The organism is Acidocella sp. (assembly GCF_027352905.1).
GTDB lineage: Bacteria > Pseudomonadota > Alphaproteobacteria > Acetobacterales > Acetobacteraceae > Acidocella.
In genome coordinates this window covers 85,793-100,031 of the sequence record NZ_DAIEIF010000035.1, presented here as the reverse complement: position 1 = coordinate 100,031, position 14,239 = coordinate 85,793, and the positions used below count along the sequence as shown (strand labels likewise).

Sequence of the window (14,239 nt, the reverse complement as noted above, 5' to 3'; positions counted from 1 at the left end):
GATAGCGAGCCAGAACCGGGTCGCCGGTTTCATCCGGCGCGGCGGTTGAAAGGATATGTGTGGCCGTGGCGATGGCAGGAGCGGCCTTGGAAAATGGCAGCAGGACCACGCCTGGTTCAGGGGCGGTTTCACCGCGTGTGGTGGCGCTGACCTGCCAGCCCGCCGCCACGGCCGCCTTGGCGATGGCGCGGCCGGAATAGCCGAGGCCAAAGATGAGCAGATGCCCCGCCATGCCAGGCCTCAGCCGGGGGGCTTGCCGCGCTGCTTATAGGCGAGCGCCTCCTCCGCCGTGGCGACGCCGCCATGGGCGGCGGACCAGGACATGGGATTTTCCAGGAATTTGCGAACCCCGGCGAGGGCGGCATCCGAAAAATAGGTCTGGTTGCGCGCCGCGTCCAGCACGTCCCACCAGGTGCAAAGATGGTGAAGGGCGATGTTCATCCGTTCCAGCGTCTCGAAACTGCCGGGGAAGACGCCATAGAAGAAAACCACGAAGGTGTGGTTGCAGAGCGCCCCGGCCTCGCGCAGCGCGTTGCAGAACTGGATCTTGGAGCCGCCATCGGTGGTGAGATCCTCGACCAGCAGGGTGTTCAGCCCGGCCGGCACCTCACCCTCGATGAGGGCGTTGCGCCCGAACCCCTTGGGCTGTTTGCGGACATAGGCCATGGGGGCGTGCATGCGCTCGGCGATCCAGGCGGCGAAGGGGATGCCCGCCGTCTCGCCCCCCGCCACGGCGCGGATGGCCTCATGCCCGACATGGCGGTAGATTTTCTCCACCGCCAGATCGCAGATCTTCGCCCGGGCGCGGGGGAAATAGATGATGCGGCGACAATCGATATAGACCGGGGATTTCCAGCCCGAGGTGAGGGTGTAGGGCTCCTCCGGGCGGAAATTGACCGCGCCGATTTCCAGCAGCAGCCGGGCCGTGGTCAGGGCCGCGTCCCGGTCCCAGTCGCTCGCCCAATCGATTCTCGCGGCAATGCGCCCGCTCATCTCGCCTCCTCAAGCACCCCTCTACGTCCTAGCCTCTGCGGCGCGGCCCGTCCATGCCGGCGGCAGGGTTGTGCGGCACGGCGAGGATGGTATGGGATGGGCGGGTTGCATGGAGAGTTGGAATGGCCAAGATCAAGGTAAAAAATCCGGTCGTGGAGATGGACGGGGACGAGATGACCCGCATCATCTGGGGCTTCATCAAGGAAAAGCTGATCCTGCCCTATCTCGACATCGATCTCAAATATTTCGATCTCGGCATCGAGAATCGCGACCGCACCGATGACCAGGTGACGGTGGAGGCCGCGCTGGCGACCAAGCAATACCGGGTGGCGGTGAAATGCGCGACCATCACCCCGGACGAGGCGCGGGTGAAGGAATTCAACCTCAAGAAAATGTGGAAGAGCCCGAACGGCACCATCCGCAACATTCTCGACGGCACGATTTTCCGCGAGCCGATCATCTGCAGCAACGTGCCCCGGCTGGTGCCGCATTGGACGCAGCCGATTGTGGTGGGCCGCCACGCTTATGGCGACATCTACCGCGCCACCGATTTCAAGGTGCCCGGGCCGGGCAAGGTGCAGCTCGTCTACACGCCCGAATCCGGCGAGACGGTGACGCTGGACGTGCATGACTTCAAAGGCCCCGGCGTGGCGCTGGGCATGCACAACACCCTCGCCTCCATCGAGGGCTTCGCCCATGCCAGTTTCAATTACGGGCTCTCGCGCAACTACCCCGTGTATCTTTCCACCAAGAACACGATTTTGAAGGGCTATGACGGGTTCTTCAAGGATACGTTCGAGCGTATTTTCAACGAGGAGTTCAAGGAGCGGTTCGACAAGGCGGGGCTGACCTATGAGCACCGGCTGATCGACGACATGGTGGCCTGCGCGCTGAAATGGTCGGGCGGTTATGTGTGGGCCTGCAAGAATTACGATGGCGACGTACAATCAGACATTGTGGCGCAGGGATTCGGCTCGCTGGGGTTGATGACCTCGGTGCTGCTGAATCCGGACGGCACGGTGGTGGAATCCGAGGCCGCGCACGGCACCGTGACCCGCCACTTCCGCGAGCACCAGAAGGGCCGCCCGACCTCGACCAACCCCATCGCCAGCATCTTCGCCTGGACGCGGGGGCTGATCTATCGCGGCCGGTTCGACGAGACGCCGGATGTGGTGAATTTCGCCGAGACGCTGGAGCGGGTGTGCGTGGAGACGGTGGAAGCCGGGTTCATGACCAAGGATCTGGCGATTCTCATCGACAAGAACGCGCCATGGATGACAACCCAGGAATTCCTGGATAAGCTGGACGCGAATTTGAAGGCGGCGATGGGGTAGAGGGTTTTATCGACCGTGCAACCAGGAATAGGGGCCAGATGCAGGTAACGAACAAACTCAAGGAAAACTTGGCAAAACGTGGCATAACCACCCTGCATGCACCCAATTTTGAACTGCCGGACGCGACCATTCTCGAACCGCCATGCAGCATCAAATGGATGAAAGCGGACCACGCCTTGGAAATGGGGGCCTTTTCCTATGCGGTCAGCGGGTATTATTTCGGCGCGAAAATCGGCCGCTATACATCTATCGGCGAGGCCGTGCAGATAGGAAGAGGTTCTCATCCCACAAGTTGGGCGAGCACATCGCCACTGTTTTACCAGCCGCACCGCTTTGTTCTGGACCAGGATTTGCCCGAGGCGGCTCGTTTTTCGTTCCGTGCCCCTGCGCAGCACGCGAAAACCACGGTTATCGGCAATGATTGCTATATCGGCCACGGGGCTTTTATTTCCCAGGGTATTACAATCGGGGATGGCGCCGTGGTGGGGGCTTATGCGGTGGTGACGAAGGATGTGCCGCCATATTCGGTGGTGGCAGGAAATCCCGCCCGGATCGTCAAGCTGCGTTTTCCCGCCAGCACCATCGCCCGGATGCAACGCGTTGCCTGGTGGCGTTATGCTTTTTGGGATTTATCCCTGATACCGGTGGCCGACCCCGAGGCGTTTCTGGATTATATCGAGGGCGCGATACGTAACGATCTACAAGTTTATGAGCCGGAGCGGATAAATTTGCAAAAATTCGCGGAAGAGAATTCCTGATTGACGGGCTAGGCTTTTAGGGGTTCACTGCGGTATCTGGCCAACCAAGCGACGGATTGCGATGCTGATCACTGCTGAAATCCGGGAAAGGCTGCTGGAGAAAGGGGTGGCCTGCTTGCATCCCCGGCCGTTCATTCTTCCGGATAATTGCAGTTTCGAGCCTCCTTGCAGCCTCAAGCGGATGCAGGTCGCGCATTCCCTGAGCATGGGGGCGTTTTCCTATGCCGAGAGCGGGTATTTTTTCGCGGCGCGGATTGGGCGGTATTGCTCGATAGAAGAAAATGTCCAGATTGGCCGCGGGTCGCACCCGATTGACTGGGGGAGCAGCTCGCCATTGTTTTATGGCAACCATCAAGCCGTGTTCAACCAGGAGATCGGCGCGGCGAAGGGGTTTCTGGTGAACGCGAAGCCCCGCACCGCGAAGATAACAACCATCGGCAATGACGTTCACATCGGCTATGGCGCGCTGGTTCATCAGGGGGTGACGATTGGCGACGGCGCGATTATCAAACCGATGGCCGTGGTTGTTAAAGATGTGCCTCCTTATGCCATCGTGGAAGGCAATCCGGGCATGGTGACCGAGATGCGTTTTCCGCTGGAAACCGCGGCTGCATTACAAAAAAGCGCCTGGTGGCGTTACGCGTTTTGGGATTTGAATTCTTCATCGGATGAGATGTTTTGGTTTGATGATGTTTCTTCAATTCTAAGGCGATTTTCAGATAGAGAAATCTTTCAATTTAATCCAGATATCATTGTTTTAAAAAGGATGTTTAAATGAATTTAAAAATTTATGGCTTATTGATAAGCGGTTCTTTTTTTATCCCTAGCTTCGTATATGCCCAAAAAATATATTCAGTTCAATCTCCGACTGGATATTATATATTGCCAGGTCAAATGGGGAAAAAGGGGAAGCCGTATGGGCCAACTTTTCCTCCCGAGAAAGCAAACTGGAACATAGGTCAGTGGGGCACCCCACTTGATCTACCATCATTTAACGATCAAAATGTTTCTGCCAACCAGTGGGCAAAGGTAATCTTCTCCCCTAGCGGCCTAAAACTTTCTCAAAATGCTCAAAATTTTAGTTGTATGCGGATTTATCCAAGTGGTCGTAAAATGGCTGCCGAATGGGCTTTATTTGAAGGACCAAATAATCAGGCTTATAAAGATTTACCCAGAGCAATGCCTTCCGCCAATTTGGCGCTGTCAGATTTGGAACAAGTTCGACTTCATGTGACCATATCCTTAGATACTTTAAAATTAACCGACCACCTCTGCTCAATAAATAAGGCATTTATCGTTGAAGGATTTGTTTTGGTAAATACCTTTTCTCATCAAACTTTGTTTTATAGCGTCGGCACATTTTTGTTGGGCTCTGGAAATACATTAAGCTCGTACCAAATTGTACGGCCCGCGAATGAAGATCGAACACATGGTGGCATAACCTATTTTAAAGGCGAAAATATGGAGACAGGTGCCAAACACGTATTCGGATATAGTGTGCCCATTTCAGAAGCCTTTGGAGCACCTGAATTAGAAGTAGGAAAAACAATTACTTATAATTTAAATGTTTTACCGTCTCTTATAAAAACCATTCGTTCAATAAATAATTTGGATCAAAACTTAGATCATTGGACTTTACGAAGCTTTTTCCAAGGCCAAACAATCGCAGGTCATATCATAATAACATCAACATGGCAAAATACTAAACTTGATTTATATAGCAAAATTTAGGAAACTTTCATGAAGCAACTTTATCTTCATATAGGTTATCCAAAAACCGGAACAACTAGTTTGCAGAGGTTTTTTTCCTTAAATGAGGAGAAATTCCTAAAAAACAAGATTGTTTATCCTCGTACCGGGCGAATCGGAGATGCACATTATGGAGTTAGTTTTTCATTGGGTTTGGGGAATTATGATAGAAGTAGCCTTGATCCAGACCGTTTAAAAAGCGAACTAATCGAAGAAATAAAAAATAGACCCTGGGAAAAAATCATTATAAGTTCTGAATATTTTATAACTGCGCGCCAGCCCGATGACATCAAGCGCTATTATGAAAGCTTTAGGAATTTAATTGGAGATTTTGAAATATTTATAATTGTCTACTTGCGTCGCCATGATGGAATTTTTGAATCTGGCTTCACTCAAAGTGAAAAGACGTCATTATCTCCTCCCTGGGATCCTGATATAAATAGCTACACTTTACACGCGATTTGTTCCAGCGATGTTCCTTACGATTATTTGCAGACGCTTCATAGGTGGCAGAACACATTTGGAAAAACAAATCTTCTTGTTAGACCTTTGGAAAAAAAACAAAATATACCTGATCTCTATGGTGATTTTTTAAAAACAATTCAATGTGAGGACGATAATTATTTTCGACCTGTTAACCAAAATCAGTCTATAGATTGGGGTACTGTGCTAGCTCTCCGTTTTGCCCGAAAGCTTAGTCTTGATAAGCCTACAACCAACTATGTCTGCTCTGAATTAATAAAGGAAGGCGCTCGCTTACAGAGTAACGAAAAATATTTTTCGCCTGCGATGCGGTTAGCAATAATAAAAAAATATCTGCCGTCTTATTTTCAAATAGCTCGAAACTTTATTCCTCGTAAAGACGGAATTTTATTTGAAGAGTCGCTACCTAAATTAAATGACGAATGGGAGCCACCGTTAACTCCTTCCAAAAGCAAAATATCTGAAAGAATTATTCAGATATTAGCTAACCGGAATTAAAATGGAAGACTGTCAAAACTTTCTAAAACTTTTAAATATTCTTTCACCGCCGTGACTAATCTTGTTGTGCCATCGTATCTGTCATCGATCTTTATAAAACCAAAATCGTTTTGGGAAATAACTATCTCTCTCGTTCTGAACAAATGAGGTGCACGCACCTTTATCAAAGTTGTTTTGTACCCGTTAACTTTAATAACATCTGGATCAATATGTTTTGTTATCCAAACGATCCCGACTTTAAAGTTTATGTTGTCAGATGAAATAATATAAAGACGCAAGTTATCTAAAGTTCTGAAGCTTTTAAGCAAAAGATATACGCTGGCTATTTTGTTTACTGGTTTTTCAATCGTAATATCAATATCTATTTGAGTAAGTTTTTTAATTATACTTTCGGCCACCAAGTTGGTTGTTGAGGAAACTTCTGAAAGGACGCTCGGGTAAGCGGGTCCTTGAAGATACTTTTGAAATTTTTCTCGATTCAAAAAACAAATATCATCTAGCTGCATTTCAATCTCTTTTGGCAAAAATTTTTCCCGTTTACGTATAAAAAGATAATTCATTTGTTGCGCTTTCTGATAAGTCGCAATATCAAATGTCATATTTTTCCTTCCGGTTAGGTGTGGCCAGGCAACATAAGTTGTATTTATATTTTTAACCTCTGTTGCTCCAACTAACAAAGTTTGCATAAAAATTTCGTCCGGTTGTAGGGACATTAATAAACGATTAGTTATTTCGAGATTACTCATTTGAAGAATAAGCTGGCAAGCTTCCACGGAAAGAATTGTCCAGTTGCTACCATGTTTTAGATCTTTAACTTGATAAGAAGGGTTTTCGTCCCCTCCAACAAAGCTTCCTGTCCCGGGTAATTCTTTGTAATTAAATCGTAATCGTTGAGAAACATTACTTTGAATCTCTGGAGGCATATTTTGGACGTTTGTCCAGTTTATGTAACTAATTTTGTTTTCAAGAAATAGCTTAACGTCTTTTGCTGCTTTTAAAGGTGCGTGTTGTTCACTAATAGGAACAAAATGAGACCAGTTCGAAAGTTCATTTAAGGCTAAATCAATAGCTCGGATTTGAATCTGTACTTGACTGGCACCACCCCAGCTTACATATTGTTCATTCAATATGAATATATTTTTGAATTTTTGACTCAACAATGCAGCGCTGGTTTTTAATGCGGGTAGACTCTTTTTATCAATGTGAATTATAAAAAAATCGTCATCGTTATAAAAAAGTCTGACCGTATCGGTTAAGAGGTCGGGGTCACTATGAGCCATAATGAAATAAACGATTTTCTTCATAAAATTCTCCTATCGGGGAAATTCCCCTTCCCATCCCCCGCCTAGCGCCTGGTAGAGGGTGACGAGGTCCGTGCCGAGTTTTTCCAGGGACTGGGCCTGGTTCTGCTGCGCGGCGAGGTAGGCTTGCTGGGCGTTCAGCACCGAGAGGTAGTCCACCAGCCCTTCCTTATACTGCTCCTCCGCCAGCCCCATGGCGATGCGGCTCTGCTCCACATCCGTTTGCAGGGCGGCCTGGGCGGCGTGCTCCTGCGCATAGGTCACCAGCGCGGTGTTGACCTGGGTGAAGGCGGTGAGGACCGTTTTGGCGTAGTTGATGGCGGCTTCCTTCTGCTGGGCCTCGCGCAAATGGAGCTGGCCGCGCAGCTGGCCGCCCTCGAAGAGCGGCAGGGTGACGGTGGGGCCGAACGCATAGTTCAAGGATTTCCACTCATCCATGTTGCTCAGCTCCAACCCCTGCAGCGAGGCGTTGGCGGATAAGGTGATGTCCGGGAAGAAGGCGGCCTTGGCCACGCCGATCTGGGCGGTGGCGGCGTGGAGGTTGTTCAACGCCTCGCGCACATCCGGCCGGCGGGTCAGCAGCTCCGCGGGCAGGCCGACCGGCACCACCGGCGGGGTGGGCGGCACCGGGGCGGGGTTGAGCAGCTCGGGCGGCATGCCCTCCGGCGTCTGCGCCAGCAACAGGCCGATCTGGCTGATGAACGTGTCCCGCTGGGCGATGAGCGGCGGGATCTGGGCGGCGATCTGCGCCGCCGTCGCCTTGGCGTTGGCGACGTCGAGCGCGGTGGTGAGCCCCGCCGCCTCGCGCTCGGTGGTGAGCTGGACGAGCTGGTTCGCGGATTGCAGGTTCTGCTGGGTGATCTGGAGGATGGCCTGGGTGCCGCGCAGCTGGACGTAATCGCTGGCGACGCTGGCCTCCACATTGAGCAGGGCGGCGCGGCGGGCATCCTCCGAGGCGCGGGCATTGGCGACCGCCGCCTCCACGGCGCGGCGGTTCTTGCCCCAAAGATCGAGGTCGAACATCGTCTGCAGCCCGTATTGGTAGAGATTATAAGGCTGGGTGGCGCCCGGGAAGCCGAGAACCGAGCCCAGCACGCCGAGCGGGCTGTTATCGCTGATCTTGTTGCGGGAATAGCTGGCGTTGCCGCTGAGGTTGGGATAGAGCGCGGCACCCTGGATCTGGGCCTGCGCCTCAGCCTCCAGCAGGCGCTGCGTGGCGATCTGCAGATCGAGGTTCTGCGCCACCGCCCGCGCCTCCAGCCGGGTGAGCACCGGGTCGTTGAAGCTGTTCCACCATTGGGGGTCCACCGCGTCACCGGACACATAGGGCATGCCGGCCGGGGAATCGTTGAGATAGGCGGTGGGGGTGGCGGCGCGCGGGGGGTGGAAATCCGGCCCGACCATGCAGCCGGAAAGCGCCGCGAGAAGGCCGAAAGACAGGGCAGAGCCAGCTAGGCCACGGCGCAGGCAACTCAATGACACGGTCTACAAAACTCCCTGTTCCGCCTATTTAGCGGTGTTGGAGAAACAGAACCATAGGCCCCATGCCCAAGGCAAGCGCCGGAAGGTCGGTTCTCCTGACAAATCCTTGCGTCTTTTGGCATTCCTGCGCGGGTTTGGCCACGGCTGGGAAATGCGAGGGGCCATGCTCAAGCCGCGTTTGGCATGTGGACAAGACATGAACCAGAGGTAAAAATAATGGAAACCGCCAGGAGCGGATCGACAATGGGGAAGTTTCGTATTTTCAGGTAATTATCATTGATTCCAGATCGTTGCTGTAACCAAATCTTGCGAATCAGGTTAAATTAAATAAAAAAACGCTTGCATCCGAGTCGCTTTTGGTCAGTATTCTACCTTAGGTTGCAGAAGATTACTGGTCAGGAGTTAATGTATGGATGCCTTTGCTTCAATGGATGCCCTCGTTCGCCAGAAATTGCGGACATGGCCGCAGCATCCGCCCGGTCTCAAGGATCATCACATGGGCGCTTACGGCGCCTGGATGCGTGCCCGCCCCGGTACATTGGACGATCCCGACCAGCCCCATCTCAAACTGCCCGGCTCCAACCGGCTTCGCACCCATCCGGACGGCCTCTGGCTTTGCTTCGGCGGCACCGAGGCCGATCCGTTCGTCGACATCTTCGCCATCGAGGCTTGCGGGTCTTATCCCAATCTGTTGGATAAGCGGTCACGCTTCGCGCCCTCCATGCACTCCATGCTCGCGGTGTGCTCGGCCGATTGGCTGATGCAGCCCGTCTCCGCCACCCATGCGATGCCGCGCTGGCGCTATACCGGCTTGTTGCGGCATCCCCCTGCCGCCCCGCTGGTCCTGCCGGTGCGCGATATCCGGGTGATGTACGCGCTGCGCCAGCGCCATTACGCGGCCTTCGCCGCCAGCCAGATTCCCCACGCCCACGAATTTTTCGCGCCGGTTTCGGCCATTATCGGGCCGGAGGGCTGGCAGCATCCGCCCTTGCGGGCTTTCATCGCCCGCACCTCTCCCCTCGCGAATTTTTTCGATTACGCGGGTGTATCGGCCGCCTGAGGGCGCCGCCGCTATGCGGCCATACCGGGCACCGGCCGGCCCTCGGCCAGCGCCTGGGCGAGGGAAGTGCCATCCAGCTCCGCGGCGATGGCATCGCGCACCCTGCGCATCACCCGGCGAATTTCGCAATTCTGCTCGTCGCGGCATTCATCGCAACGGCGATAATAATTGACCGAGACGCAGGCCAACGGCGCCAGAGGCCCATCCATGATGCGCACCACCTGGCCGAAGGTGATGAGATCCGCCGGCTTGGCGAGCGCATAGCCCCCGCCCCGCCCCCGCCGGGAGCGGACGAGGCCGTTGCGGTTGAGTTCCAGCAGAATGGCTTCCAGAAATTTACGGGGAAGATTTTCGCGCTCGGCGATCTCCGAGACCAGGAGCAGCTTGTCACTGGGCTCGCGCGCCAGCGCCATCAGCGCCAGAAGGGCGTATTTACATTTCTGGGACAGCATGAATATGGTCCTCGGCCGACGAAACCGGCGAATTCTACATCAGAGTAATCAGATAGGAAATATGTCTATCCCCATCGCGGCCAAGAAAAAGCCGGTTTTTGTATGCCCCATATCCTGCAAAGCAAGATTTTTCATTCTCCATAGGGTTACAGGGGTTGGCTAGGCGCCTGGGTGGCGCCGCGGCGCATCTGGCGCGGGCGGATGAGAAGCTGGGGGCGCTGATCGCCCGGGTCGGCCCGCTCGCGCCGCGCCCGCGCGAGGCCTCCGAGCCTTACCACGCGCTGCTCTCCGCCGTCGCGCATCAGCAGCTCCATGCCAACGCGGCGCTGGCCATTCTCGCGCGGCTGAAGGCGATGACGGGTGGCGCGCTGCCGGACCCTGCGGCGCTGCTCAGCTTGCCCGATGAGGCGCTGCGCGAATGCGGATTTTCGGGCGGAAAAATCGCGGCTTTGCGCGATATCGCCGCCAAGGCGGCGGACGGCACCATTCCCAGCCGCGCCCGTGCCAGCCGGCTCTCCGACGAGGCGCTGATCACCCGGCTCACGGCCATACGCGGCGTGGGGCGCTGGACCGTGGAGATGCTGCTGATTTTTACCCTTCGCCGCCGGGACGTGTTTCCCGTGGATGATTTCGGCGTGCGGGAGGGGTACCGCCTGGTGCATGGGCTGGCGGCCCAGCCCCGGCCGCGCGACCTCGCCGAAATCGGCCAGGCCTACGCCCCCCACCGCACCTTGGCCGCGCTTTATTTCTGGCGGGCGGCGGATGAGGCGAAAAAACCCGGCATGGCCTTGAGCAAAGCCTGAACCCGCCCGGCGGCTAACCCAGGCCCGCCAAGCCGAAGCGGCGGCGCGCGTCCTTCTTGCTGATGACGAGATCGGGGTTTTCCGGCTTCTTTTCGTCATCCGGGGCCATGAGCGCGGCGGGGTCGTCCGGCGGCAATTCCGCTTCCGGCTCCAGCTCGGTGACGATGCCTTCCTTTTCCAGCTTCAGCAGATGGGCGAGGACGTTGCGTTGCGCCGCTATTTTCAGCTTGGGGTCGAGCTTGTGGTAGAGCCGGGCGGCCAGGCTGGCCACGCTGGCGGTGCGCTGCGCCTTCATCGCGGTGAGAATGGCGCGCTCACGCATCTGCCGGTTGGCGAGCAGCGCCGCGGTGAGAAGCCGGGGCTCGCGCAGCAAGGGGCCGTGGCCGGAGAGGAAAAGATCGTCATCACGTTCCAGCAGCCGTTCGAGCGAACGGTAATAATCGCTCATGTCGCCATCCGGCGGGCTGACGATGGAGGAGGACCAGGACATGACGTGATCGCCGCTGAAGAGAATCTTCTCGCCATTCTCGCCATAATACTGGAAGCAGAGATGGTCCGGGGCGTGGCCGGGCGTGTAAACCGCGGTGAAGCCGCCGATGCGGGCGCCGTCGGCCAGTTTGATATCCGGCTGGATCCCTGGATTGCCGGGCGCCTCATAGGCCGCGACCTTGGCGCTGGTCGCCTGCCGCAACATATTCAGCGCCCCGTAATGGTCCTTATGGGCGTGAGTGAGGAGGATCAGCGCGACCGGCGTGCCATTCGCCGCGGCGAGGATATCCCGCACATGCGCCGGATCGTCCGGGCCGGGATCGATGACCACGAGGCCGGATTCATCCTCGATCAGATAGGTATTGGTGCCATGATAGGTCATCACGCTGGGATTGTCGGCGACGACGCGGCGTATGCCTGGCAATACATCAAGAGCGGCGCCGCGCGGCGGCGGCGGTTCGGAAAGAAAACCCATGGCGCCATCATGCGCAGCGCGTAAGGTTTAGGCAACCATCCTGCCGCGAAAAATCTACCCGAAAGTAGGAAACCCTACCCGTAAGTATAGGCCAGCCACATCCCCGCCAGAACCAGCGCGGCGCAGCCCAGCCCCAGCAACAGGGGAAGGATCCCGCCGCCCCGGCGCGCGCGGCTGACGCGCGGGCGCGTCCGGCGGGGAGGATTTTTTGATAAATCTTTCACTTTCATAATATTGCGCCTCCATCTTGCGATGGCATCCTTGCATTTCCATTGGAATTATGCGCCTTATATTTCTCTGAATGCAACAAAAACCCACAAACCCGGCGAGCGCGCCGCGCGAATCGACTCGCTAGCGAGGTCGGTTAAGTTGGACGCCATGACGCCGCCCGACCCCGATGCCGCCCTGCGCGCCAATTTCCGCCGGCATCAGCGAATCGCTTCCGGCCTGCTGCTGCTCATGGCCGCCCTGGCCGTGGCGAGTTATTGGCTGCCGCCCTCGGGCTGGACCCTGCTGCTGCGGGACGCCGCCAAGGCGGGGTTCATCGGCGGAGTGGCGGATTGGTTCGCGGTCACCGCCTTGTTCCGGCATCCGCTGGGGCTGCCGATTCCCCATACCGCCATACTCCCCGCCCAGAAGCAGCGCCTCGGCGACGCGCTGGGGCGGTTCGTCGCTAACCATGTTTTTACCGAGGCGGATCTCCGCAAATTTCTCGGAACTCTCGATTCCGCGGCGATTCTGCGGCGTTTTTTGAGCGATCCCGCCGCCGCCCGCCCCTTGGCCGAGGCCCTGGCCAGGATGCTGCCCAGGCTACTCGCCAGCATAGAGGATGGCCGCGCCCGCCGCCTGGCCAAGCGGCTGCTGCCCAAGCTGGTGAGCGGGCGCGCCGCCGGGGCCGTGGTGGCGCGGGCCCTTACCGGGCTGGTGGAGGGCGGACGGCATCAGGAAATGTTCTCCTTTCTGCTCAACCAGGTGAAGGAATTGCTGGCGGCGCGGGAGGAGAGCCTGCAAGAGGCGATCAAGGAGCGCGTGGCCGAGCATGGCGGCAAGCTGGTGGGCTGGGCGATCGGCGCGGCCATCGCCCGCCGGGTGCTAGCCGCCGTGAACCACGAATTGGACAAGGTGAATCCCGATTCCTCGGAGATCCGCGAGGCGTTCGATGAATGGGTCCGCGCGGAGATTCGGAAATTCGAAACCGACCCGGAACGGGCGGCCGAATTGAGCCAGGCGCTCAAATCCGCGCTGGCGCATGAATCGGTGCAGGCCTGGGTGTGGGATGTGTGGTCGCGGCTGCGCCGCGCCCTGGAGCTGGACGCCGCCAACCCGCATGGCCGCTCGGTCGCGGTGATCGAGGCGGCGCTGGGTAATCTGGCGGAGGTGCTGGGCCAGGATCCGGCGGCCCAGTCCCGGCTGAACCAGGCCGTGCAGACCATGATTCTGCGCCTGCTGCCCAGCGCCCAGGCGGAGGGGGCGAAATTCATCGGCCAGGTGGTGGGGGCGTGGGACGCCAGGACGATCACCGAGAAGCTGGAGCTGCGCGTCGGCAAGGATCTGCAATATATCCGGGTGAACGGCACGCTGGTCGGGTTTCTGCTCGGCGCGGCGCTGCACCTGCTGTTCCGTTACCTGCCGGTTCCCCCCGGCTGATCACACGATGCGGGTGCGCAGCGCGCCCACCCCCGCGATCTCGCCATGCAGCGCGTCGCCGCGCCGGAGCGGGCCCACCCCTTCCAGCGTGCCGGTGAAGATGAGATCCCCCGCCGCCAGCCGCACCAGGCGGGAGAGGTGGGCGATGATCTCCGGCACCGGCCAGATCTGGTCGGCGAGATCGCCCTCCTGCCGCGCCGCGCCATTCACGCGCAGCGCGATGCGCCCGGCGCGGGGATGGCCGATACGCGCGGCGGGGGCAATATCGCCGATGGGGGCGGAGGCGTCGAAGCCCTTAGCCATGTCCCAGGGCCGGCGCGCGGCCTTGGCCTCGTCCTGCAAATCCCGCCGGGTGAGATCCAACCCCACCGCATAGCCGAAAACCAGATCCAGGGCGCGCTCCGGGGCGATCCCGGCGCCGCCGGCGCCGAGCGCGACCACCAGCTCGATTTCATGATGGAGGTTGGCCGTGGCGGGCGGATAGGGCGTGTCCGCCCCGGCGATGACCAGCGCATCGGCGGGCTTGGTGAAGAAGAAGGGCGGCTCCCGCTCCGGGTTACCGCCCATCTCCCGCGCATGGGCGGCATAATTGCGCCCAACGCAGAAAACGCGGCGGACGGGAAACAGCCCCGCCCCATCCGTGACGGGCACGGCGCTACGGGGCGGCGGCGGGAAAACGTAATCGGTCATCGGGCTCCTCCAAAACTTGAGATGC

15 protein-coding genes and 1 pseudogene are annotated in these 14,239 nt (G+C 57.2%); 8 read left to right on the top strand and 8 right to left on the bottom strand.

Annotated elements, in window-relative coordinates; translation table 11 throughout:
- Both M7H45_RS06380 and M7H45_RS06375 read right to left on the bottom strand, forming a co-directional pair.
- Window positions 1-232: pseudogene (locus tag M7H45_RS06380) on the bottom strand (SDR family NAD(P)-dependent oxidoreductase); the annotation flags it as partial.
- Between the two features lie 8 nt (window positions 233-240).
- A complete protein-coding gene (locus M7H45_RS06375; protein ID WP_298215409.1) occupies window positions 241-993 on the bottom strand; it encodes an orotate phosphoribosyltransferase in 753 nt (250 codons plus the stop codon).
- Between the two features lie 122 nt (window positions 994-1,115).
- On the opposite strand from M7H45_RS06375, the gene M7H45_RS06370 reads away from it, so the two are divergent.
- From M7H45_RS06370 to M7H45_RS06350, 5 genes are all read left to right on the top strand, one after another.
- Complete coding sequence (locus M7H45_RS06370) at window positions 1,116-2,327, top strand: NADP-dependent isocitrate dehydrogenase (protein ID WP_298215408.1); 1,212 nt, start codon at window positions 1,116-1,118, stop codon at window positions 2,325-2,327.
- 38 nt (window positions 2,328-2,365) lie between these two features.
- A complete protein-coding gene (locus M7H45_RS06365; RefSeq protein WP_298215407.1) occupies window positions 2,366-3,085 on the top strand; it encodes a CatB-related O-acetyltransferase in 720 nt (239 codons plus the stop codon).
- Window positions 3,086-3,146: 61 nt separating this feature from the next.
- On the top strand, window positions 3,147-3,863 hold the full coding sequence (locus tag M7H45_RS06360) for a CatB-related O-acetyltransferase (protein ID WP_298215406.1): 717 nt from the start codon (window positions 3,147-3,149) through the stop codon (window positions 3,861-3,863).
- Window positions 3,860-4,816 (top strand): hypothetical protein, encoded by a 957-nt coding sequence (locus M7H45_RS06355; RefSeq protein ID WP_298215405.1) that lies wholly within the window; start codon window positions 3,860-3,862, stop codon window positions 4,814-4,816. The genes M7H45_RS06360 and M7H45_RS06355 overlap by 4 nt, the downstream gene beginning before the upstream one ends.
- A 9-nt stretch (window positions 4,817-4,825) precedes the next feature.
- Window positions 4,826-5,815: a hypothetical protein gene (locus M7H45_RS06350; protein ID WP_298215404.1), complete on the top strand. Its 990-nt coding sequence runs from the start codon at window positions 4,826-4,828 to the stop codon at window positions 5,813-5,815.
- On the opposite strand, the gene M7H45_RS06345 is transcribed toward M7H45_RS06350, so the two are convergent.
- Complete coding sequence (locus M7H45_RS06345) at window positions 5,812-7,119, bottom strand: beta-1,6-N-acetylglucosaminyltransferase (protein ID WP_298215403.1); 1,308 nt, start codon at window positions 7,117-7,119, stop codon at window positions 5,812-5,814. The genes M7H45_RS06350 and M7H45_RS06345 overlap by 4 nt on opposite strands.
- 9 nt (window positions 7,120-7,128) lie before the next feature.
- The gene (locus tag M7H45_RS06340; protein ID WP_298215402.1) at window positions 7,129-8,598 is read right to left on the bottom strand and encodes an efflux transporter outer membrane subunit; all 1,470 of its coding nucleotides are present in this window, start codon (window positions 8,596-8,598) and stop codon (window positions 7,129-7,131) included.
- 427 nt (window positions 8,599-9,025) lie between these two features.
- Here M7H45_RS06340 and M7H45_RS06335 point away from each other — a divergent pair, with 427 nt between their 5' ends.
- A complete protein-coding gene (locus tag M7H45_RS06335) occupies window positions 9,026-9,658 on the top strand; it encodes a hypothetical protein (protein WP_298215401.1) in 633 nt (210 codons plus the stop codon).
- A gap of 11 nt (window positions 9,659-9,669) precedes the next feature.
- Here M7H45_RS06335 and M7H45_RS06330 read toward each other — a convergent pair whose 3' ends face one another.
- Window positions 9,670-10,110 (bottom strand): Rrf2 family transcriptional regulator, encoded by a 441-nt coding sequence (locus tag M7H45_RS06330; protein ID WP_298215400.1) that lies wholly within the window; start codon window positions 10,108-10,110, stop codon window positions 9,670-9,672.
- Window positions 10,111-10,265: 155 nt separating this feature from the next.
- Here M7H45_RS06330 and M7H45_RS06325 point away from each other — a divergent pair, with 155 nt between their 5' ends.
- Complete coding sequence (locus tag M7H45_RS06325) at window positions 10,266-10,913, top strand: DNA-3-methyladenine glycosylase (RefSeq protein ID WP_298215399.1); 648 nt, start codon at window positions 10,266-10,268, stop codon at window positions 10,911-10,913.
- Between the two features lie 13 nt (window positions 10,914-10,926).
- On the opposite strand, the gene M7H45_RS06320 is transcribed toward M7H45_RS06325, so the two are convergent.
- Window positions 10,927-11,877, bottom strand: a complete 951-nt coding sequence (locus tag M7H45_RS06320) for an MBL fold metallo-hydrolase (protein ID WP_298215398.1) — start codon at window positions 11,875-11,877, stop codon at window positions 10,927-10,929.
- A gap of 74 nt (window positions 11,878-11,951) precedes the next feature.
- The gene (locus M7H45_RS06315) at window positions 11,952-12,107 is read right to left on the bottom strand and encodes a hypothetical protein (RefSeq protein ID WP_298215397.1); all 156 of its coding nucleotides are present in this window, start codon (window positions 12,105-12,107) and stop codon (window positions 11,952-11,954) included.
- Window positions 12,108-12,255: 148 nt separating this feature from the next.
- Between M7H45_RS06315 and M7H45_RS06310 the strand changes: the two genes are divergently transcribed.
- Window positions 12,256-13,524, top strand: a complete 1,269-nt coding sequence (locus M7H45_RS06310) for a DUF445 domain-containing protein (RefSeq protein ID WP_298215396.1) — start codon at window positions 12,256-12,258, stop codon at window positions 13,522-13,524.
- Here the strand turns inward: M7H45_RS06310 and M7H45_RS06305 are convergent, their stop codons facing one another.
- A complete protein-coding gene (locus M7H45_RS06305; RefSeq protein WP_298215395.1) occupies window positions 13,525-14,214 on the bottom strand; it encodes a fumarylacetoacetate hydrolase family protein in 690 nt (229 codons plus the stop codon).
- Window positions 14,215-14,239: the final 25 nt, after the last annotated feature.